The sequence below is a fragment of the Pseudoalteromonas sp. SR41-1 genome (genome assembly GCF_014164015.1).
GTDB classification, from domain to species: domain Bacteria; phylum Pseudomonadota; class Gammaproteobacteria; order Enterobacterales; family Alteromonadaceae; genus Pseudoalteromonas; species Pseudoalteromonas distincta.
Map to the genome: position 1 here is coordinate 174,916 of NZ_JACJEK010000003.1, position 18,168 is coordinate 193,083.

General features: G+C 39.9%; 17 protein-coding genes. 10 read left to right on the forward strand and 7 right to left on the reverse strand.

Going from position 1 to position 18,168, the window contains the following annotated elements:
- Positions 1–3: 3 nt before the first annotated feature.
- Entirely contained in the window at positions 4–1,095 is a 1,092-nt protein-coding gene (locus H5118_RS03720) for an aromatic ring-hydroxylating dioxygenase subunit alpha (RefSeq protein WP_182724897.1), read from the reverse strand.
- Positions 1,096–1,309: 214 nt separating this feature from the next.
- On the opposite strand from H5118_RS03720, the gene H5118_RS03725 reads away from it, so the two are divergent.
- Positions 1,310–2,026 (forward strand): GntR family transcriptional regulator, encoded by a 717-nt coding sequence (locus tag H5118_RS03725; RefSeq protein WP_182747844.1) that lies wholly within the window; start codon positions 1,310–1,312, stop codon positions 2,024–2,026.
- 99 nt (positions 2,027–2,125) lie between these two features.
- Here H5118_RS03725 and H5118_RS03730 read toward each other — a convergent pair whose 3' ends face one another.
- From H5118_RS03730 to H5118_RS03740, 3 genes are read right to left on the reverse strand one after another with little or no spacing between them, the layout of a single operon-like run.
- Positions 2,126–3,316 carry an acetyl-CoA C-acetyltransferase gene (locus H5118_RS03730; protein ID WP_182747846.1) on the reverse strand — a complete coding sequence of 397 codons (1,191 nt, stop codon included), beginning with the start codon at positions 3,314–3,316 and terminating at the stop codon, positions 2,126–2,128.
- Positions 3,313–3,984 carry a 3-oxoacid CoA-transferase subunit B gene (locus H5118_RS03735; RefSeq protein ID WP_182716394.1) on the reverse strand — a complete coding sequence of 224 codons (672 nt, stop codon included), beginning with the start codon at positions 3,982–3,984 and terminating at the stop codon, positions 3,313–3,315. Before H5118_RS03735 ends, H5118_RS03730 begins: the two co-directional genes overlap by 4 nt.
- Before the next feature lie 2 nt (positions 3,985–3,986).
- Positions 3,987–4,703, reverse strand: coding sequence for a CoA transferase subunit A (locus H5118_RS03740; RefSeq protein ID WP_182747848.1), 717 nt, complete (start codon positions 4,701–4,703; stop codon positions 3,987–3,989).
- A 98-nt stretch (positions 4,704–4,801) separates the two neighbouring features.
- Here H5118_RS03740 and H5118_RS03745 point away from each other — a divergent pair, with 98 nt between their 5' ends.
- Positions 4,802–5,695, forward strand: coding sequence for a LysR family transcriptional regulator (locus H5118_RS03745; RefSeq protein ID WP_182734027.1), 894 nt, complete (start codon positions 4,802–4,804; stop codon positions 5,693–5,695).
- Positions 5,696–5,714: 19 nt separating this feature from the next.
- Here H5118_RS03745 and H5118_RS03750 read toward each other — a convergent pair whose 3' ends face one another.
- Entirely contained in the window at positions 5,715–6,917 is a 1,203-nt protein-coding gene (locus H5118_RS03750) for an MFS transporter (RefSeq protein WP_154902995.1), read from the reverse strand.
- A 361-nt stretch (positions 6,918–7,278) separates the two neighbouring features.
- On the opposite strand from H5118_RS03750, the gene H5118_RS03755 reads away from it, so the two are divergent.
- Together H5118_RS03755 and H5118_RS03760 are read left to right on the forward strand one after the other, a co-directional pair.
- Entirely contained in the window at positions 7,279–9,795 is a 2,517-nt protein-coding gene (locus H5118_RS03755) for a TonB-dependent receptor (RefSeq protein WP_154902994.1), read from the forward strand.
- 13 nt (positions 9,796–9,808) lie between these two features.
- The gene (locus H5118_RS03760) at positions 9,809–10,798 is read left to right on the forward strand and encodes an MBL fold metallo-hydrolase (RefSeq protein ID WP_182695754.1); all 990 of its coding nucleotides are present in this window, start codon (positions 9,809–9,811) and stop codon (positions 10,796–10,798) included.
- A 43-nt stretch (positions 10,799–10,841) separates the two neighbouring features.
- Here H5118_RS03760 and H5118_RS03765 read toward each other — a convergent pair whose 3' ends face one another.
- On the reverse strand, positions 10,842–11,750 hold the full coding sequence (locus H5118_RS03765; protein ID WP_154902992.1) for a LysR family transcriptional regulator: 909 nt from the start codon (positions 11,748–11,750) through the stop codon (positions 10,842–10,844).
- 149 nt (positions 11,751–11,899) lie between these two features.
- Here H5118_RS03765 and H5118_RS03770 point away from each other — a divergent pair, with 149 nt between their 5' ends.
- Genes H5118_RS03770 through H5118_RS03795 form a run of 6 tightly spaced genes read left to right on the forward strand, consistent with a single transcriptional unit; the run spans position 11,900 to position 17,303 of the window.
- Positions 11,900–12,889, forward strand: coding sequence for a fumarylacetoacetate hydrolase family protein (locus H5118_RS03770; protein ID WP_182747850.1), 990 nt, complete (start codon positions 11,900–11,902; stop codon positions 12,887–12,889).
- Positions 12,882–13,670 (forward strand): cyclase family protein, encoded by a 789-nt coding sequence (locus tag H5118_RS03775; RefSeq protein ID WP_154902990.1) that lies wholly within the window; start codon positions 12,882–12,884, stop codon positions 13,668–13,670. The genes H5118_RS03770 and H5118_RS03775 overlap by 8 nt, the downstream gene beginning before the upstream one ends.
- 35 nt (positions 13,671–13,705) lie before the next feature.
- On the forward strand, positions 13,706–14,866 hold the full coding sequence (locus H5118_RS03780) for a S9 family peptidase (RefSeq protein ID WP_154902989.1): 1,161 nt from the start codon (positions 13,706–13,708) through the stop codon (positions 14,864–14,866).
- Between the two features lie 10 nt (positions 14,867–14,876).
- Entirely contained in the window at positions 14,877–15,812 is a 936-nt protein-coding gene (locus H5118_RS03785; protein ID WP_154902988.1) for a VOC family protein, read from the forward strand.
- A 2-nt stretch (positions 15,813–15,814) separates the two neighbouring features.
- Positions 15,815–16,171: a Rieske (2Fe-2S) protein gene (locus H5118_RS03790; protein WP_182747852.1), complete on the forward strand. Its 357-nt coding sequence runs from the start codon at positions 15,815–15,817 to the stop codon at positions 16,169–16,171.
- Position 16,172: 1 nt separating this feature from the next.
- Entirely contained in the window at positions 16,173–17,303 is a 1,131-nt protein-coding gene (locus H5118_RS03795) for an FAD-dependent oxidoreductase (protein WP_182681167.1), read from the forward strand.
- An 87-nt stretch (positions 17,304–17,390) separates the two neighbouring features.
- Here the strand turns inward: H5118_RS03795 and H5118_RS03800 are convergent, their stop codons facing one another.
- On the reverse strand, positions 17,391–18,149 hold the full coding sequence (locus H5118_RS03800; RefSeq protein WP_182747854.1) for a sulfite exporter TauE/SafE family protein: 759 nt from the start codon (positions 18,147–18,149) through the stop codon (positions 17,391–17,393).
- Between the last annotated feature and the right edge of the window lie 19 nt (positions 18,150–18,168).

The following is an 18,168-nucleotide window of genomic DNA, read 5'->3' on the forward strand; positions in this document are numbered from 1 at the left end:
TTGTTAAAATGTTACTGATTGGAGTGGTAGCTCGTCTGTAGATATATTTTTCGCATTTATTTCTTTATCGATTAAACGCTCAATGATACGTCGCGACTGAACACCACCGGCATCTATATCAAGCTTTAAAAGATCAAATTGCGGGAAACTCTTCAGATTTTGCTGCTGACGTTCTAATACCTCTAAATCTTCTTGGAAAATACTGCCTTGCCCTTCTCTAATTTTATCAGTTAATGTAACGTCTTGAGCATTAAAGTTACGTGCCATCCCCCAAAAGTACCACATCGTATTTTCAGTCTCAGGAGTAATAAAATCAACCACTGTACTGCTCGCTTTTTTATTCTTTGGTGCATCAAAACCACCATAACCAGCATGTGCTACACCCACATCAATCATTACATGTGATGGCGGCATAAAGCGACAAATTTGCCAACGGTCTACTGGTGTATCCGATGCAAGCCCATTACCCTCCAGAGCAGTTCGCCAAAATGGCGGTGCCATAATATTTTCCATATAACGGCGACAAAAAACTTTATCGCCTTCTACTTCAGTTTGCACCGGAGACTCATCAATTTCTTTTTGACCTATACTACTAGCATGAACGTAGGTTTCATGAGTTAAGTCCATTAGATTATCGATCATTAAACGATAGTCGCATTTTATATGATACAACCCCCCCCCATAGGCCCAAGTATCATCTTCAGCCCAAGGTAAGTGTGGGATAAGATCTGTATTTGCAGCCTCTTTATCACCAGGCCAAACCCAGATAAAGCCAAAGCGCTCCTCAACTGCAAATGACTTCATACACGGAAATTTCTGCACTCGTTGCAGCGGCATTTCTTTTGTTTTACCGTCCTCACCCATTTTTAGACCATGATAGCCGCATACAAGCAAGCCGTCCTCAACATATCCTAAAGATAAAGCTGCTCCACGGTGTGGACAAAAATCTAGCACCGCAGCTACTTTTCCATCCGCCTGACGATAAAAAGCAATACTTTGATCACACACTTTTCGGCCGAGTGGTTTATTGTGATTGATTTCATCACTCATTGCCGCCACATACCATGTATTTTTAATAAAGGTCTGCTTAGCCATACCTTGATCTCCTGTTGTGTTTTTGTTGTCATTGGATCCAATATAAACTAATAATCCAGATAAATAAAACAAACATGCGTAAATTGGATCCATATAATTTTATTTTTTGCACTTTTAGTCACGCTTTAGTTGTAAATTCACACTATTTCAATGACTATATGCAGTGTAGATTCTTAATTGGATCCAGTTTAAAAAGTAATTAAGGTAATTTTTTATGACTAAGTCAGGCCAAAATGCAGTAACCACATTGCGACAAATGATTTTAACTGGAGCACTAAAAACCGGAGAAAGGCTCGTTGAAATTGCCACTTCTGAACGTCTAGGTGTTTCAAGAACGCCTGTAAGAATTGCATTTAGAACACTTGAACAAGAAGGTTTGTTGACCAAACTTCCTAGGCGTGGCTACGAAGTTCGCTCAGTCTCACCAATTGAAATTGAAGGCGCTATTGAAGTAAGAGGAGTATTAGAAGGCCTAGCTGCTCGACAAGCTGCTGAAAACGGCCTTAATGAAGAACAAAAAAATGAAATGCAATCCCTGCTTACTTGTGGTGATTTATTATTTGAAGGGGCCGAGCTAACTGAAGATGACTTAGCAACCTACCATGATATGAACCGCCGTTTTCATCTACTAATTATTGAAGCGTCGGGTAACTTGGCTATCCAGGCTGCACTATCTAAAAATGAGCACCTACCATTTGCATCGGTAAGCGCGCTTGCCATCGACAAAAATAATATGCAAAAAGAGTTTAAACGCTTTGCATTTGCCCATCAGCAACATCACCACGTATTTCATGCAATGCTTTCTCGCCAAGGTGGTCGTGCAGAAGGAATTATGCGTGAGCATGCACAAGCAACACTCGGTTACGATCGAAACTATCACCGAACAGAGCTTAAAAACATACTCACTGTTATTTCGCACGCAAATAAATAACCTGCGCAGGAGTGTTACTCACTCTTACACATTGAATGAGCCATATTCTGTAAGGTATGAAGCTTGCTAATAAAGACGGCCTTTAAATATTACAACTTATTAAGCCTTTGTGCGCTCACGCGAAACCAACATAGCAATGCCCATACCACCACCAATACAAAGTGTTGCTAACCCTTTTGTTTTATTAGCTCGCTGCATTTGATATATCAGCGAGACTAAAATACGACAACCTGAAGCACCTATGGGGTGGCCTAAAGCTACCGCCCCCCCATTTACATTTAATTTTTTAGGATCAAGCCCTAATTCATTAATTACATGCAGCGCTTGGGCTGAAAATGCCTCATTAGCCTCAATTAAATCAATATCACCGACTTGCCAATCCGCTTTTTTACACACGGCTTGCGTAGCGGCTATAGGCCCCACCCCCATATAAAGCGGCTCAACACCTTCGCAAGCGGTAGCTTCAATCACAGCTAAAATAGGTAAGTTTAACTTTTTTGCATACTCGTCTGTAGTAACCACCACCATCGCTGCGCCGTCGTTAATAGTCGAACTATTTCCAGCAGTAACTGAACCGTCTTTTTTGAACGCAGGCCTAAGCTTACTAAGGTTTATAATTTGTGTATCAGCTTTTACTGATTCATCAACATCAAAACTCTGGATATCGCCTCCACGTTTTGCAATATAAATAGGGGCAATTTCATCTTTGAATAAACCACTGCTAATAGCATTTGCTGCTTTTTGCTGTGAATGAACTGCAAATTCATCTTGTTCCGCTCTAGAAACAGCAAATTTTTCAGCTATATTTTCAGCTGTAATTCCCATATGTATATTTTCGCGACTATCCCACAAACCATCTTTTATCAGGCTATCAACCAAAGATAAGTCACCTAATTTTTTAGGTACTCTATTATTGGGTAATACGTGCGCCGCCTGAGACATACTTTCTTGCCCACCAGCAACCACCATTTTAGCATCACCGCAAAGAACTGATTGCGCAGCCAATTGCACCGCTTTTAGTCCTGAGCCACATACGTGATTAATAGTAAAAGCAGACACATTAATAGGTAGTCCGGCATTAAGTGCTGTCTGCCTTGCTGGATTTTGGCCACAACCAGCTGTTAGCACCTGCCCTAAAATCACCTCCTCAATGTGTGGCTTTACTTGCGGTGTTTCATCAAGAACGGTTTTAAGTAACTGACTACCTATTTCAATAGCTGATAGGCTTGATAAACTTTGTCCAAAACCACCAATTGCGGTTCTTTTTGCAGCAACAATAACAGCCTTCATGCTACCACCTCGGGCAAGTCCATTTCGGGTACATGCTCAGGAATAACAAGCTCACCTGCTGTTAACCGTTGAATATCTTCTACCGAGACATTCGGCGCCCTTTCTAACAAATGAAATTTACCGTCTTTAATTTCCATAAAAGCGAGATCAGTTAGCACTTTTTTAATACAGCCCTTACCAGTTAGCGGCAGTGTACAATTTGCTAATAACTTTGATTCACCATGCTTTGATGCATGGGTCATAGTGACAATAATGTTATCGGCACCCGCCACTAAGTCCATAGCACCTCCCATCCCTTTAATTAACTTCCCGGGGATCATGTAAGACGCAATATTACCATTCACATCTACTTCAAAGGCACCTAATACGGTTAAATCAACATGCCCGCCACGGATCATGGCAAACGACTCTGCACTATCAAAAACAGAGGCGCCGGTTGCCATAGTCACCGTTTGTTTGCCGGCATTAATTAAATCAGCATCAATTTCTTGCTCTGTTGGAAATTGACCCATGCCTAATAAGCCATTTTCAGATTGAAGCATTACTTCAATACCTTCAGGGACATAGTTAGCAACAAGCGTTGGAATACCAATACCTAAGTTTACGTAGTATCCATCTTGTAGTTCTTGCGCAACACGCATTGCTAATTGCTCTCGGGATAAAGCCATTGTTACACTCCTTGAACTTGTTTAGCACGAGTTGTGCGTTGTTCTATACGTTTTTCAAATGAACCTTTAATAACCCGATCCACATATATCCCAGGGGTATGAATTTCATCGGGATCTAATTGCCCTGCTTCAACAATTTCTTCAACTTCAACAACCGTAACTGTGCCAGCTGTTGCAACTAAAGGATTAAAATTACGTGCTGTTTTTCGATAAACTAAATTACCATATGTATCAGCTTTCCAAGCTTTAACAATGGCAAAATCACCTTTAATCGACTCTTCTAAGATGTAAGTTTTACCATTAAAGTTACGTTCTTCTTTTCCTTGTGCAACTGGAGTTCCATAACCCGTTGCGGTGAAAAAGGCAGGAATACCGGCACCACCGGCACGTATTTTTTCGGCTAATGTGCCTTGAGGGGTCAATTCAACATCCAGTTCACCAGACATCATTTGTCGCTCAAACTCTGCATTTTCGCCAACATAAGAGGCAATGATCTTTTTGATTTGTCGTTTTGCAAGCAGCAACCCTAAACCAAAGTCATCAACGCCACAGTTATTTGATACGACCGTTAGCTCTTTTGTGCCTTTATTACTAATTTCCTTGATTAAATTTTCAGGTATACCACATAAGCCAAAGCCACCAGCTAAAACGGTCATACCGTCTTCAAGTCCTTCAAGCGCTTGAGAATACGTAATTACTACTTTATTAAATCCAGCCATTGTTTAAGTCCAAATTAAGAATGTGTTTATTAGTTTGACAACAAAGCAAGATATAGTTAATTTTATAATTATGTTTTATTAATTAGTTTTTCTTATAAATGAATATAAAACAATTGAAGGCATTTACGCAGGTGGCTTCCAGCCTAAGCTTTGTAGAAGCCGCAGCTAAATTACACTTATCGCAACCCGCGCTTAGTTTAAGTATCAAAAATTTAGAAGAGAGCTTGGGCGGTAAATTATTAACTCGCACAACACGTACATTAGTACTCACCCAAGAAGGTAAAGCATTTTTACCTGTCGCTAAAAACTTATTAAACCAAATAGACGCAGCAGAACGAGAGATGAAAAAGCGATTTGCACTGGATCTTGGGCATACATCTATCGCAGCCATGCCCTCTTTTGCCAGTTCAATTTTGCCAAAAATAATTAAGCGTTTTCATACAAAGTACCCAAACATAAAACTCTCAGTGGACGATGTGTTATCTGATACGGTTATTGACTTGGTAAATGCTGACTTGGTGGAACTCGGTATTTCATTTGAGCCTAAACATAATGGTGACTTAGTATTTCATCCGCTGTATAACGATCAATTTATTGTGGTTTTACCTCAATTTCATCCGCTTGCTAAGTGCCATAGTATTAGTTGGTCGGAGCTACTAAAGTTTGAGTTAATTACTCTGCAAAGTCCCTCTTCTGTCAGAGGGCTAATTGAAGACACTCTCTCGCAGCATAACATTGCACTCAACCCTGCATTTGATGCGCACCAGTTAGCGACTGTTATAAGGATGGTGAGTAATAATTTAGGAGTGGCTGTTGTACCTGCACTTTGCAAAGAGCAAGCATTAGAAGCAGGCGTAATATGCAGAGAAATAAATTCCCCTATTATTGCAAGACGTGTAGGCGTTATTTCTAAACCTATCACGTCTTTATCTATCGCGGCTAAATCAATGCTTGAAACAATTAAGCTCTATTCATTAGAGTTAAGAGATTGAATTTAGGCCCATTGAATGTTCAAACAGGTGCCTTATTTGTATCATCACACTTTAAATCTCTTGCACCTTTACTTTTTAGTGCAGCGACCAGCGATGCAATTGCACAACAAATAGCAATTAGCACAAGCACAGCACTCAAAGAGTCCAATGTTTTTTGAAGTAAAGTTACAACAATAGGTGCTGTAAACTGACCTAAAAAGAACATACCCGTCCACATCCCAGTTCCTTTACCACGTACATTTTCAGGGAGTAGCTTTAATACCCATGTTAAAGTCGTTGGTAATAAAGAGCCAAAACCCAAGCAACCAATAAAAATAGCTATTGATGAAATTACAATTGAAGAAGACACTGCTGTTGCAAAGTAACCAAAGGCACTTAAACCAAAACCAACACATAATAAAAGTGGCCCTGAGATATGCTTAATTTTTCCGTAACAAAATGCACCTAATGCAACACCTATATTTGCTAAAGCTCCTATTCCGCCAATAATTGCGGGCGTCACTGCCTGACTAATCGACAGTACTTCACCTAGTTTTACAATCATAGAATAAAAAATAATACCAACAAATAGTGTTATAAATAATAGAGGCAGTACTTTTTTTACAGGGAATCCCGTGAGTTGTTTGTCTTCATTTGCTCTTACTTTAGGTTCAAATAAGTTTAAAGCAACCAGCAAAGCAACAGGCAAGGCAAGTAAGTATAAAACAAATGGGCCTCTTGAACCCAATACTTCACCCAACATACCGCCAAGTGCAATGAGAAAAATAGCACTTAAGCTCACTGACGCTATTTGTATAGAAATCCATTTTTGTCTTTCTTTTCCTATGAAGTAGTCAGCAATTAATGCGGTAGCAATTGTCATAATAACCGCTTCTGTAATACCTAAAAAAATACGAGATACTATTATATGAGATAAACTTTCCAAGAAATAAGGTAATACCCCAACAGCGCTGTATATTAACAGAGCAAAAATAAGGAGCGACTTCCTGCCAAACTTATCAGAAAGAGAACCCGCAATTGGAGAGAATACAGCAACACAGAGTGCAGGAATAGTCATAGCAATAGGCACTAAAACCTCATAACCACTAATATGCTTAAACTCTTCAAGTAACATAGGCAGCACAGGAACAAGGGAGATGACTGCCATAACAGGCATAATAGCCGCTAAAATTAAAATAATACCGTGTTTAGTAGAAGCCACAGTGGGCGAGATAGTATTCATAAAAACTTCCTTTAATTATTGTGTGTTTTGCTTAGTGTGTTGTCGAGTCATTAAATACAAACCCGAAGGCTCCACTATGTGTTGAAAGTTTCCAATTGTAGAATTTAATATTTAGATAGAATGTATCACGTAAATAAATAGTTAATTGCAATTACCTTTTTTATCACCTTTCCTCGCTAGAGTGCCTAGTTCTCTCATGTATCTATGAAATAGGTAACTTCAATCATAAAAATCAATTAACTTGATATGCAGTTTTTACTTTATCTTTACTTTTGCGTTGCACACACATCGCAATCTCGTCACTTGTATTAACAAGTGATTAGTAAAACGCTTTTACACACACAATTATAAGGATAGAACTATGAACAAATCGTATTTACGTTCATGTATTCTGACTGCATGTTTAGCACCTTTAGCTATTTCGGCTCAAACTGCCGAAAAAACTACAGAACCTAAAGCAGATAGTGGTATTGAGTTAATAACGGTTACAGCACTTAGAAAAACAGAAAGTTTACAAGATGTGGCTGTACCTATTGATGCCGCAACAGGTAAAGAACTATCACGCATCGGTGTTACCGATGCAACAGGGCTTAATAAAATATCACCTGCACTCAATGTTGTCTCTGGTGGCGGCTCTAATACTGTATTTTTTGTCAGAGGCGTTGGTAACTTTGCTGTAAATGCATACACAGATGCTGCTTTAGCATTTAACGTAGACGGTGTATTTTTAGGGCGCCCAACAGCCACAACGGCATCATTTTTAGATGTAGAACGTATAGAGGTTTTAAAGGGACCTCAGGGCACTCTTTATGGCCGAAATGCAACAGCGGGTGCGATCAATGTTATTTCAACAAAACCTGAACTTGGTGAGACATTTGGCAATATTTCTATTGGTGCTGCTAACTATGGAACAATAACAGCTTCTGGTGCTGTCAATTTACCAATAAGCGATGACTGGGCAGCTCGTTTTGCGATTGGCAAAACTAAAAATGACGGCTACAACGATGATGGTACAGCGGCAACAGATGATACCGCATTCCGCGCACGTTTATTTGGTGAGTTTTCAGAAGATGTAAACCTTACCGTCACTGCAGATTACTCAACAACAAAAGGCAATGGTAATTCACCTTCATTTGAAGGTAGTTACGGATTCCCACTCCAAGGAAGTAATAACCACCCAAAAAATATTCCAGGTTACAACTTCAATCCTGCTCCAGATAACGTATCAGCTCCTCATACAGGCCCAGGTACACCAGCTGCAGTTGAATACTACACAGGCCAAATAACCTCGCCAGCATTTACTTCTATCACTCCCCTATATGACCCTTATATAGACAACGAGTATATGGGGGTGTCGGCAGAGTTAAACGTTGCAACATCATTGGGTGATCTAACAATTATTCCGGCTTATAGAGAGAATACGGTTGACGTTTTATTTAATAATCCCGCTTTCCAAGCAGCTATTAATCAAGAAAATCACCAGCAATCTAGTTTAGAAGCTCGTTTCTCTACAACCGTAGGGGCGCTTGATTTAATTATGGGTGGCTTTTACTTTGATGAAAAAGTTGATGGTCTAGCCTCATTTAACCAATACAGCTTGCAATCAACGCAAGATATTGAAAACTCCAGTACAAAGTCAACCGCGTTTTTTGTTCATGGTAAATATCACATCTCTGATGATCTTAGACTCGTTGGTGCTGTGCGTTGGACCAAAGATAAAAAAGAATTTAAGGGACAAGCGGATGTATTTCTAAATTTATGTATTAGAGATTTACCAGCCTACCCTGGCGGACCAGAAATCCCTAATTGTGACGGTGCGCCAGTTATTCCTGTTGGTGCAACTGTTGCAGAAACAATTGCATCTATTGATCCAGCGGATTTGCCAGAAGGAGCTCCTATAGCTAATCGAGGTCCTGTTCCGTATGGCCAAATTCCGTTGTTTCCTGGTGCGCCAGATAACCTGCGTGCAAACTTGCTTTTCATTAACCAAACACAAATTGACCGTGTTCAAGAAAATGACGAAATAACGTATCGAGCAGCAATAGAATACGATATTGCTGATAGTAATTTACTCTACACTAGTTACGAAACAGGCTATCGTTCAGGAGGGTTTAGTCCAACAGCAGGTCGTGAAGAGTTTTTACCTGAGTATATAAATGCATGGACATTTGGTTCTAAAAATAGATTTTTAGATAATTATTTACAAATCAATGCTGAGGCATTTATTTGGGATTATGAAGATCAACAGGCAAGTCACTTTGGTATTGATGGTAATGGTAATTCTGCATTCTTTACTGAAAATATAGGTCAATCAAGTATTAAAGGCGTTGAAGTTGATATTCTTTATCAACTGACTGAAGCAACACGAATCAAAGGTAATATTCAATACCTAAAAAATGAGATTGAAGAGTTTAGTTACCTTCAAAAAACGCCAGACGAAGCTGTAAATGTTGTGACTGGTTGTGACACAACGGTAATAAGCATGACTGATGGGGAGCCCACATATAATGTCAACTGTTCAGGTAAGGAAGGCAGAAACTCGCCATCACTTTCTTTAACTGCAAGTATTAACCATTACTTAGAGTTTAATAATGGTTATTCGGCATCGGTGTCTTTTGATGCTCGTTACCGCGACGAACGTTGGGTTGGCTTTGACTTCTTACCATCACAGCGTGCTGAAGATGTTATTACCTTAGACACTTCTATGCAATTATTTTCAGCAAATGATAAGTGGTCAATTCTCGCATATGTGAGAAACATAACTGACGAAGAGATAAAAGCAACATCACAGTTATTTGCTAATGGTGGCAACACCATGGTATCAACCTATGAAAAACCAAGAACATACGGCATTACATTTAAATATGACTTCTATTAAGAGAGCACACACAATGAAAAAAAGTAGTATTTTATTTAATTTATTTCTATCTATAGGCTGTTTAGCATTTACGTTTAACGGTAACGCAAGCGAAACAAAAAATGAGTGGATAACTCTAGGTACGATGGCAGGCCCTATTCCTAATGCAAAACACTCTCAACCAGCTAATGCGATGCTTGTTAATGGTAATACCTATTTAGTAGATGCGGGTGATGGAACTGCAGGGCAATTAGCAAAAGCAGGACTTAATATAAAGGATGTGGATGCTATATTTTTAAGTCACCTTCACTTTGATCACACAGGTGGTTTGCCTGCAATTATTAGCTTAAGGTGGCAAACAAGTGCTAATAATGAGCTTGTTATATATGGCCCGCCAGGTACTCAGCAAACCGTTGATGGTATTTTTAAATACATGACTTACGGTGCATTAGGTCATTATGGTGTTCCTGGTCAAGTTCCAGCTCCTGCAAATAACAATATTAAAGTAATTGAGGTTCAAGATGGCTCAGATATTAAATTTGATGACTTTACCCTAAATGTAATTAGAAACACTCATTATAGCTGGCCAAAAGGCAGTGACGAATGGAACAAGTTTCAAGCTTTATCGTTTAAGTTTACACTGGATGATGGTTATACTGCTGTTTACACTGGTGACACGGGCCCTAGTAAGGCCGTAGAAAAACTCGCAAACGGCGTTGATTTATTAGTTAGTGAGATGATGGATATTGATCATACCGTTAATCAAATTAAGAAAACGAATCCTCGTATGCCAGAGAAAAAATTTAAAGGTATTCATAGGCACCTTTCAAAGCATCACTTATCTCCTCAGCAGGTCGGTGAGCTGGCTAAAGCAGCAGACGTAAAAAAACTCGTCATTACTCATATGGCGCCAGGGTTAGATACTTCAGAGGAAATCGACTTTTATACCAAGCAAGTGCAAGGTGAATACAAAGGGACGATATCAATAGCTCAAGATTTGAATCGGTATGAATTAAAGCACTGACCTAATTATATAAAACTATAAGTCGCCTATTAAGGCGACTTTTTTATAAGTTTTGTGCAGTAGAAATTACTTTTTCTCTTAACCACCGGTGTATAGGGTCGTTATTAAGTGTAGGGTGCCACATCATTGATTCAACTAAAAGGGGTGTATCAAAGGGAAATGAAACGACCTTTAAACCATGCTTTTGTGCGTGTATATTGGCAAACTTTTTGGGTAAAATAGCTACGCGTTGAGTCCCCTTCAAAGTATAAATCATAGTAGAAAAGTCATTTGTAATAATATCAACTTTTCGACTTCCTCCCATCGTCTCCGTTAACCATGTTTCAATACTTAAATGACTTGTTCGTGCAAAACCTACCGACACATGCCCCATACTGCCAACTTGTTCAGCTGAAATTACATCACCAGCAACTAACTTGTTATCCATATCGACTACACATGCAAGTTCATCAACCATAAGTAATGAACTAGGGTAACCATCAAGCATTACCGATTCCGGTGCTATAAATAAATCGGCTCCTCCTTTGGTAAGTATATTAACTTCATGCGAAAACGGCGATAAAAACTCAAACGTCAATAATGGAGCTAACGTAGCAAGCTCGGTTAAAATACTAGAAAACAGAACTTGAATAACATAATCCGATGCAACAATTTTGAAATGACGTTCACTTTTTAATGGATCATTAAATCGCTTACCAATAATCCCGCCTCTAATGGTTGTCAGTACTTCAGTAATTGGTACTTGAACTTCAAGCGCAAAAGGGGTCGGTTGCATAGTTTTACCAACTTGCACCAACAAGTCATCCTCGAAAAAGGCACGTGCTCTACCCAAAATACTGCTCATAGCAGACTGCGATAAATGCAGTCTCTTAGCGCTTTTGGTTATGTTTTTTTCTTCTAGTAAAACATCTAATGCAACCAGTAAATTTAAATCTAAATGCTCAAATCTCATAACATTGGCCCACTGCTGATTTTTAAATTTTGATTATTTTTAAGTATTAAAATTATTGATACAACCTATCTAAACATTCAATTTCATCAATTGCAAATGAAGTATTAATATGACTTAAACCAAAGTTTAACAACATCTGCGGACACACAATGAAATTTGCAACAATTAATAATTCAAAACCAGATGGTCAGCTTGTATTAGTCTCAAAGGATCTAACTGACTACGTAGACATTAGCGACCTAGCCGGCACGCTCCAAGAGGCACTAGATTTATGGCCTGCTATACAAGATAAGCTTTTACTTCGCTACGAGGCACTTAACGCACTTGAGCTAACAGGCATTAATAAAGTGTGTAACACTCAATTAATGGCCCCTTTACCACGTAGTTGGCAATGGTTAGACGGTTCACTTTTTTTAAATCATGGCGTGTTGATGCAGCAAGCATTTCATCTGGACCCAATCGAAGATGCTGATATTTATCCACTTGTTTATCAAGGTGCTGGCGATAGCTTTCTTAGCGCTAATGATAAAATTGCAGCTCCAAGTAACGAAGTTAGTCTTGATTTTGAGGGCGAATTTGGCGTGATGGTCGGTGACATCCCAATGGGGAGTAGTCCAGAGTTTGCACTTGAGAAAATACGTCTAATAGTCATGCTTAACGACATCAGCTATCGCGCACTCGGGCCAAGAGAAATGAAAACAGGTTTTGGCTTTGTACAAGCTAAAGGCCCTACCAGCTTCGCACCATTTGCTATTACCCCTGATGAGCTTGGTGAAAACTGGCGTAATGGTCGTATTTCACTGCCACTAGAAGTTTACCGTAACGACAAATGGTTTGGTGCGCCTGATGGCACAGAGATGTTTTTTGGTTTTCATGAATTAATTGCCCATGTCGCTAAAACTCGCCCTATTAAAGCGGGCACCGTGTTTGGCTCAGGTACTGTTTCTAACGCAGATATTAGTAAAGGACATGCCTGTATCTCAGAGCTACGTGCTAAGGAAATGATTGCCACAGGCAAACCACAAACAGACTTTTTACAATCTGGCGAAACAGTTCATATGCGAGTACTAGATTCGCAGGGCAAGTCAATATTTGGAGATATAAAACAAGAAGCCATAATGGAGAATACACATGTTTAATCCATCACAATACACATTAATCGATTTATCGGTAACGCTTGAGAATAACCCCTATACCGATCCACCGCCATTATTACCAAAAATCGAGTATACCGACCACCAACAAGGTTGGCCAGAAATGTCATCAATGTTCCCTGGTTTAAAAAAAGATCAACTCCCAGGGAATGAATCGTGGGCGGCTGAACGTTTAGAGATCACCACTCATAGTGGCACTCACATGGACGCACCATGGCACTATGCCTCTACCACAGATGGTGGAAAACCAGCCTTTGGTATTGATGAGTTGCCCTTGGAGTGGTGTTTTCAACGCGGTGTTAAATTAGATTTTAGAGATTTCCCTGATGGTTATGTAATTACTGCCCTAGACGTTGAAAAAGAGCTAGCCCGAATTAATCACACCTTATCGCCGTTAGACATCGTTTTAGTCAATACCCGTGCAGGCTCTGTTTACGGTAAGCCTGGTTACCTTGATGCTGGTGTTGGTATGGGCCGCGAAGCCACCTTGTATCTTTTAGAGCGCGGTATAAAAGTTGTGGGTACCGACGCTTGGAGCTGGGATGCTCCTTTTAAATTCACTAAACAACGTTTCGAAGAAAGCGGCGACCCATCAATCATTTGGGAAGGCCATAAAGCGGGTCGCGACATTGGTTATGGGCAAATGGAAAAGCTAGCAAACTTAGCATCACTACCAAGTAGTGGTTTTTTAGTTTCATGTTTTCCTTACAAAATTAAACATGCCTCAGCAGGTTTTGTCAGAGCTGTCGCATTTCTAGAAAAGTAGTTGAGCACAACACATTAATTTATTAAGAGGTTATTATGTTTAAGTATTTCCCGACGAATTATGTATGGAATTTATCAGTAAATTTAGCTATCGAAATGGGCGCTCGCATTGGCGAAATCGAAGAAATGTGTGGCCCTTTACAAGAGGCTGCAAAATCACCAGATAAAGAAGGCGTTCAAGCATTTAGAGACACGTGGGCTAAAATGGCCGATAAACTATGTGGTCTTGCTGAAGAAGATCTAGAACGCGGCAGACTGCTTTCTGCAGGGTACAAATATAATCGCGCTGCAACCTACCTTATAACCTGTGAACGCATTCAAGCACATGGCGCCTCGGGAAGAACAGAGCTGTATAAACGTTCACTTTCGCTTTTTCAAAAATCAATCGAACTGGGTCACGAAAACTGTGAACGCGTGGAAATTCCTTATGAAGGCAAACACCTTAGTGCTCTTTATGTCAAAGCCAAAGGCGTTAAAGGCCCTGCCCCTATTCTTATACAAATAAACGGCCTAGATTCATCAAAGGAAATGAAATATCGCGTTGGTTTACCACAATGGTTAGCAGAACGTGGCGTTTCATCACTTGTTTTAGATCAACCAGGTACAGGTGAAGCGTTAAAGCTACAAGACTTCCATGCTCGTTTTGACACTGAGCATTGGGCAAGTGTTGTTGTTGATTGGTTAGAACAACATGATGAAGTAGATAGCAAGCTAATTGGCATGGAAGGTGTCTCTTTAGGTGGCTATTACTGCCCTCGTGCGGTAGCGAATGAACCGAGACTTGCCCTAGGCTGTGTATGGGGTGCAAACCACGATTGGCGTGACGTTCAAAAACGTCGCTTAGAAAAAGAAGGTGACTTCCCCGTACCTCATTACTGGGCACATGTGCAATGGGTTTGGGGTGCAAAAAATATGGATGATTTCATGGAAATTGCTGAAAACGTCCACCTTGATGGTCAAATTGAAAAAATTAAAGTGCCATTTTTAGTCACTCACGGCGCTAAAGATTCGCAAATTCCACTTAAATGGGCCGAGCGCACCTTTGAGCAACTAGTCAATAGCCCTAAGCGTGAGCTAAAAATCTTTACAGAACGAGAAGGTGGTGTACAGCACTCTAGCTTCGACAACAGTTCAAACGCGGGTCAGTACATAGCTGATTGGGTAGCTGAAACATTTAACGAATTAAAAAAACAATAAGGATCACACCATGAATATTATTGGCCCCGATACGCTTGTTTTTGGTGTTGAAGACACCGAGAGTTGTAAGCAGTTCGCACTAGATTATGGCTTAACACAAAAAACTGAAACACGATTTGTTGCTCTTGATGGCACAGGTATTGAGATTAAAAAAGCAGATGACAGCTCATTACCGAATCCTCTTGCTACTGGTTCAATGCTGCGTAAAACAATTTACGGTGTAAAAGATCAGCATACAATAGATGCTTTAAAAACAGAGCTTGAAAAAGACCGAACAGTAACAACTTTAGACGATGGCAGTATCGAATCTGTTGACGATTTAGGGTTTGTTATTGGTTTTCAAGTGACCATACGGCAATCGCTCGAGAATCTACCAGCAGAAAAAGTCAACGCGCCAGGGTGTGAAAACAACCGTGCTGTAAACAATATTGGTATTAATACAGACTTCAAGGCAAAGCCTCGTAGCCTTTCTCATGTTGTGTATTTTGTACCGGATGCCGTTAAAGCTGAAGCTTTTTACGCACAGCGTTTAGGCTTTATTACTACGGATCGTTTTACCCATGTAGGTCCTTTTATGCGCCCTGCCGGTACCAACGATCACCACACATTATTTTTTATAAATACCCCGCCACACATGCAAGGTATTGAGCATTTCACTTTTCATATGAGCGGACCAACAGAAGTTTCTCAGGCAGGTACTGCCTTAGTTAATAAAGGCTATCAAAGCTTTTGGGGGCCAGGTCGTCATATATTCGGATCAAACTGGTTTTGGTACTTCAAAAGTCCGTTTGGCTGCAACATTGAATATGATGCTGATATGGATTTACACGATGATGAATGGACTGCACGAGAAGCAATGCCGGGTGCTGATAATTCGCAAGCTTTCTTGCTTCAGTACCGCGAAAAGTGGGCACCAATGGGCCCACCTCCCGGTAAACCAGAGTAATCATGAGTAAAGTATTTATCGCCTATAAAAGCGATATTACAGAGGGTCAAGCTAAAGGCTTTGACCCTCTTAATCAAGGGCGCGACAGCCTCTTTATAGTTCATAAAAATGGGGAGTATTATGGCTATAAAGATATCTGTCCTCACTACGGTGATACCACATTACCTTGGAAAAAAGATAAATACTTAGATTCAAAAAGTGATCAAATAGTCTGTGCTGCTCACGGCGCTTTATTCGAAATTAGCACTGGTATTTGCACACAAGGGCCATGTAAAAATCAGGCCTTAACAAACATTGAATTAGATATTCACCAACACAATGAAATTTGGGTGGATAAAACAACAATAAAGGAGTTCTAAAATGAACCCGTGTATTTCTAATGTATTAATAATTGGTGGTGGCTTCTCTGGTATGTCGGCAGCCATCGAACTTGAGAAAAAAAATATTGCTGTCGATTTGGTCGAAATTGATCCTAACTGGCGAGCAGAAGGGGCTGGGATCAGTTTAGGTGGAGCTACAATTCGAGCTTTTCAACAACTTGGAATTTTAGAAGAGTTTTTAGCAAAAGGCAGTGCCCATGAAGGGTTAGATATATATGCCCCACATGGTTTGCACCTGGCCCATATACCAACGCCATTAATGGCTAATGCTAATATTCCAAAAGCGGGCGCTATAATGCGACCAGCACTTGCACAAATTTTGGCAAATAAAACGAAACAAACCAATGCCAATGTTAGGCTTGGCTGTACATTTTCATCTATTGAACAAGACGAAAATGGTGCAACAGTAACCTTTACCGATGGCACAACAAAAACATATGACCTAATTATTGGTGCTGATGGCTTGTACTCAAAAGTACGACAAGTCACATTCCCTGAAGCTGAAAAGCCTAAATTTGTAGGCCAAGGTGTATGGCGAGCCGTACTGCCTCGCCTTGAAGGCATTGATAACACGGTAATGTGGGTAGGCGAACATATTAAAGTAGGGGTTAACCCTATGTCGAAAAACGAAATGTATATGTTTGTTACAGAGGATAAAATTGAAAATAATTATATTGAACCAAAAGACTTTTTACCTTTATTAAAAGCACTTGTAGCCAAATTTCCAGCACCGGTAGTACAAGAAATACATGCTCACCTAAATGAAAACTCTAAAATTGATTACCGACCACTTGAAGGGCTATTAGTTAAAGAAGCATGGCATAAAAACCGAATCGTACTTATTGGCGATGCAGTACATGCAACGACACCTCATTTAGCGTCGGGTGCATGTATAGGTATTGAAGACGCTATTGTACTGGCTGATGAACTAACTAAGCATGCTCAGTTAGAACACGCACTAACCGCTTTTAAAGAGCGTCGTTGGGAGCGTTGTAAGCTTGTTGTTGAAAACTCAGGTCGACTTGCTCAAATTGAAATAGAAGGAGGCGACAAAGCTGAGCACTCTGCAATTATGCGCGACTCCCATATTGCTTTAGCTAAAGCAATATAACTGACCCGATTTTAGGTTAACTAGGTTGTTAATACCCTTTCGCTGAAAATGAGTGACAGCGAGGGGGTATTATTTATATTATCCCAACTAATTATAAAAATAACGGACGCCTTGCCATATCAAATGCAGAGATAAAAAGCTCAAGATAAGTCGTAATACCTTTCTAAAGTTAGCTCCATGAGTTTTATTTAATACATGTAAACCTACAAACGTTCCGAACACACCACTAATAACCATACAAAAAATTAAAGGCAGCCAATTAAAAAATGCAAATCCAACAACACTAAAAACTCCCGCTTTTAATACATGCTGAAGTGCCATACAGCTTGAAAATGTTGCCGTAAATTTTAATTTTTCATACTCGTTTGTATACAAGTAACTGCTTACAATTGGGCCGCTAGCGCCAACAAATACAGAGAGAAAGGCAGTACTTAACCCTGCAATAAAGCGCACGCTTGGTGATGTGCCACTAAATTTAGGCTTTGGGCCCCACAACAAATAAAAAATAAATATTGCCAACACAATTTTCATCGGCTCAAGTGCTATTTGTGTTACTACAGTAGTCGATAGCACAGCACCAAACAGCCCCCCTACTGAAAAATAAGCCAACATATCTAGGTCAATGTATCTATACGTTGCTATTGCACGAGTCGCATTAGAGCCTAACTGAACAAGGCCATGAACGGGAATAACAATTGACATAGGCAGTATAGAGGCCATTGAAAGCAGTAGTAATAAGCCGCCTCCTGCACCAAATGCGGCGGTAATAAATGATCCAAAAAAAGCGGATGCAATTAAAATCCCCGCATAAAGCGGGGTGAGTAAATCATTTAGTAATAAGCTCAAAACGAAAAACCTTAATTGC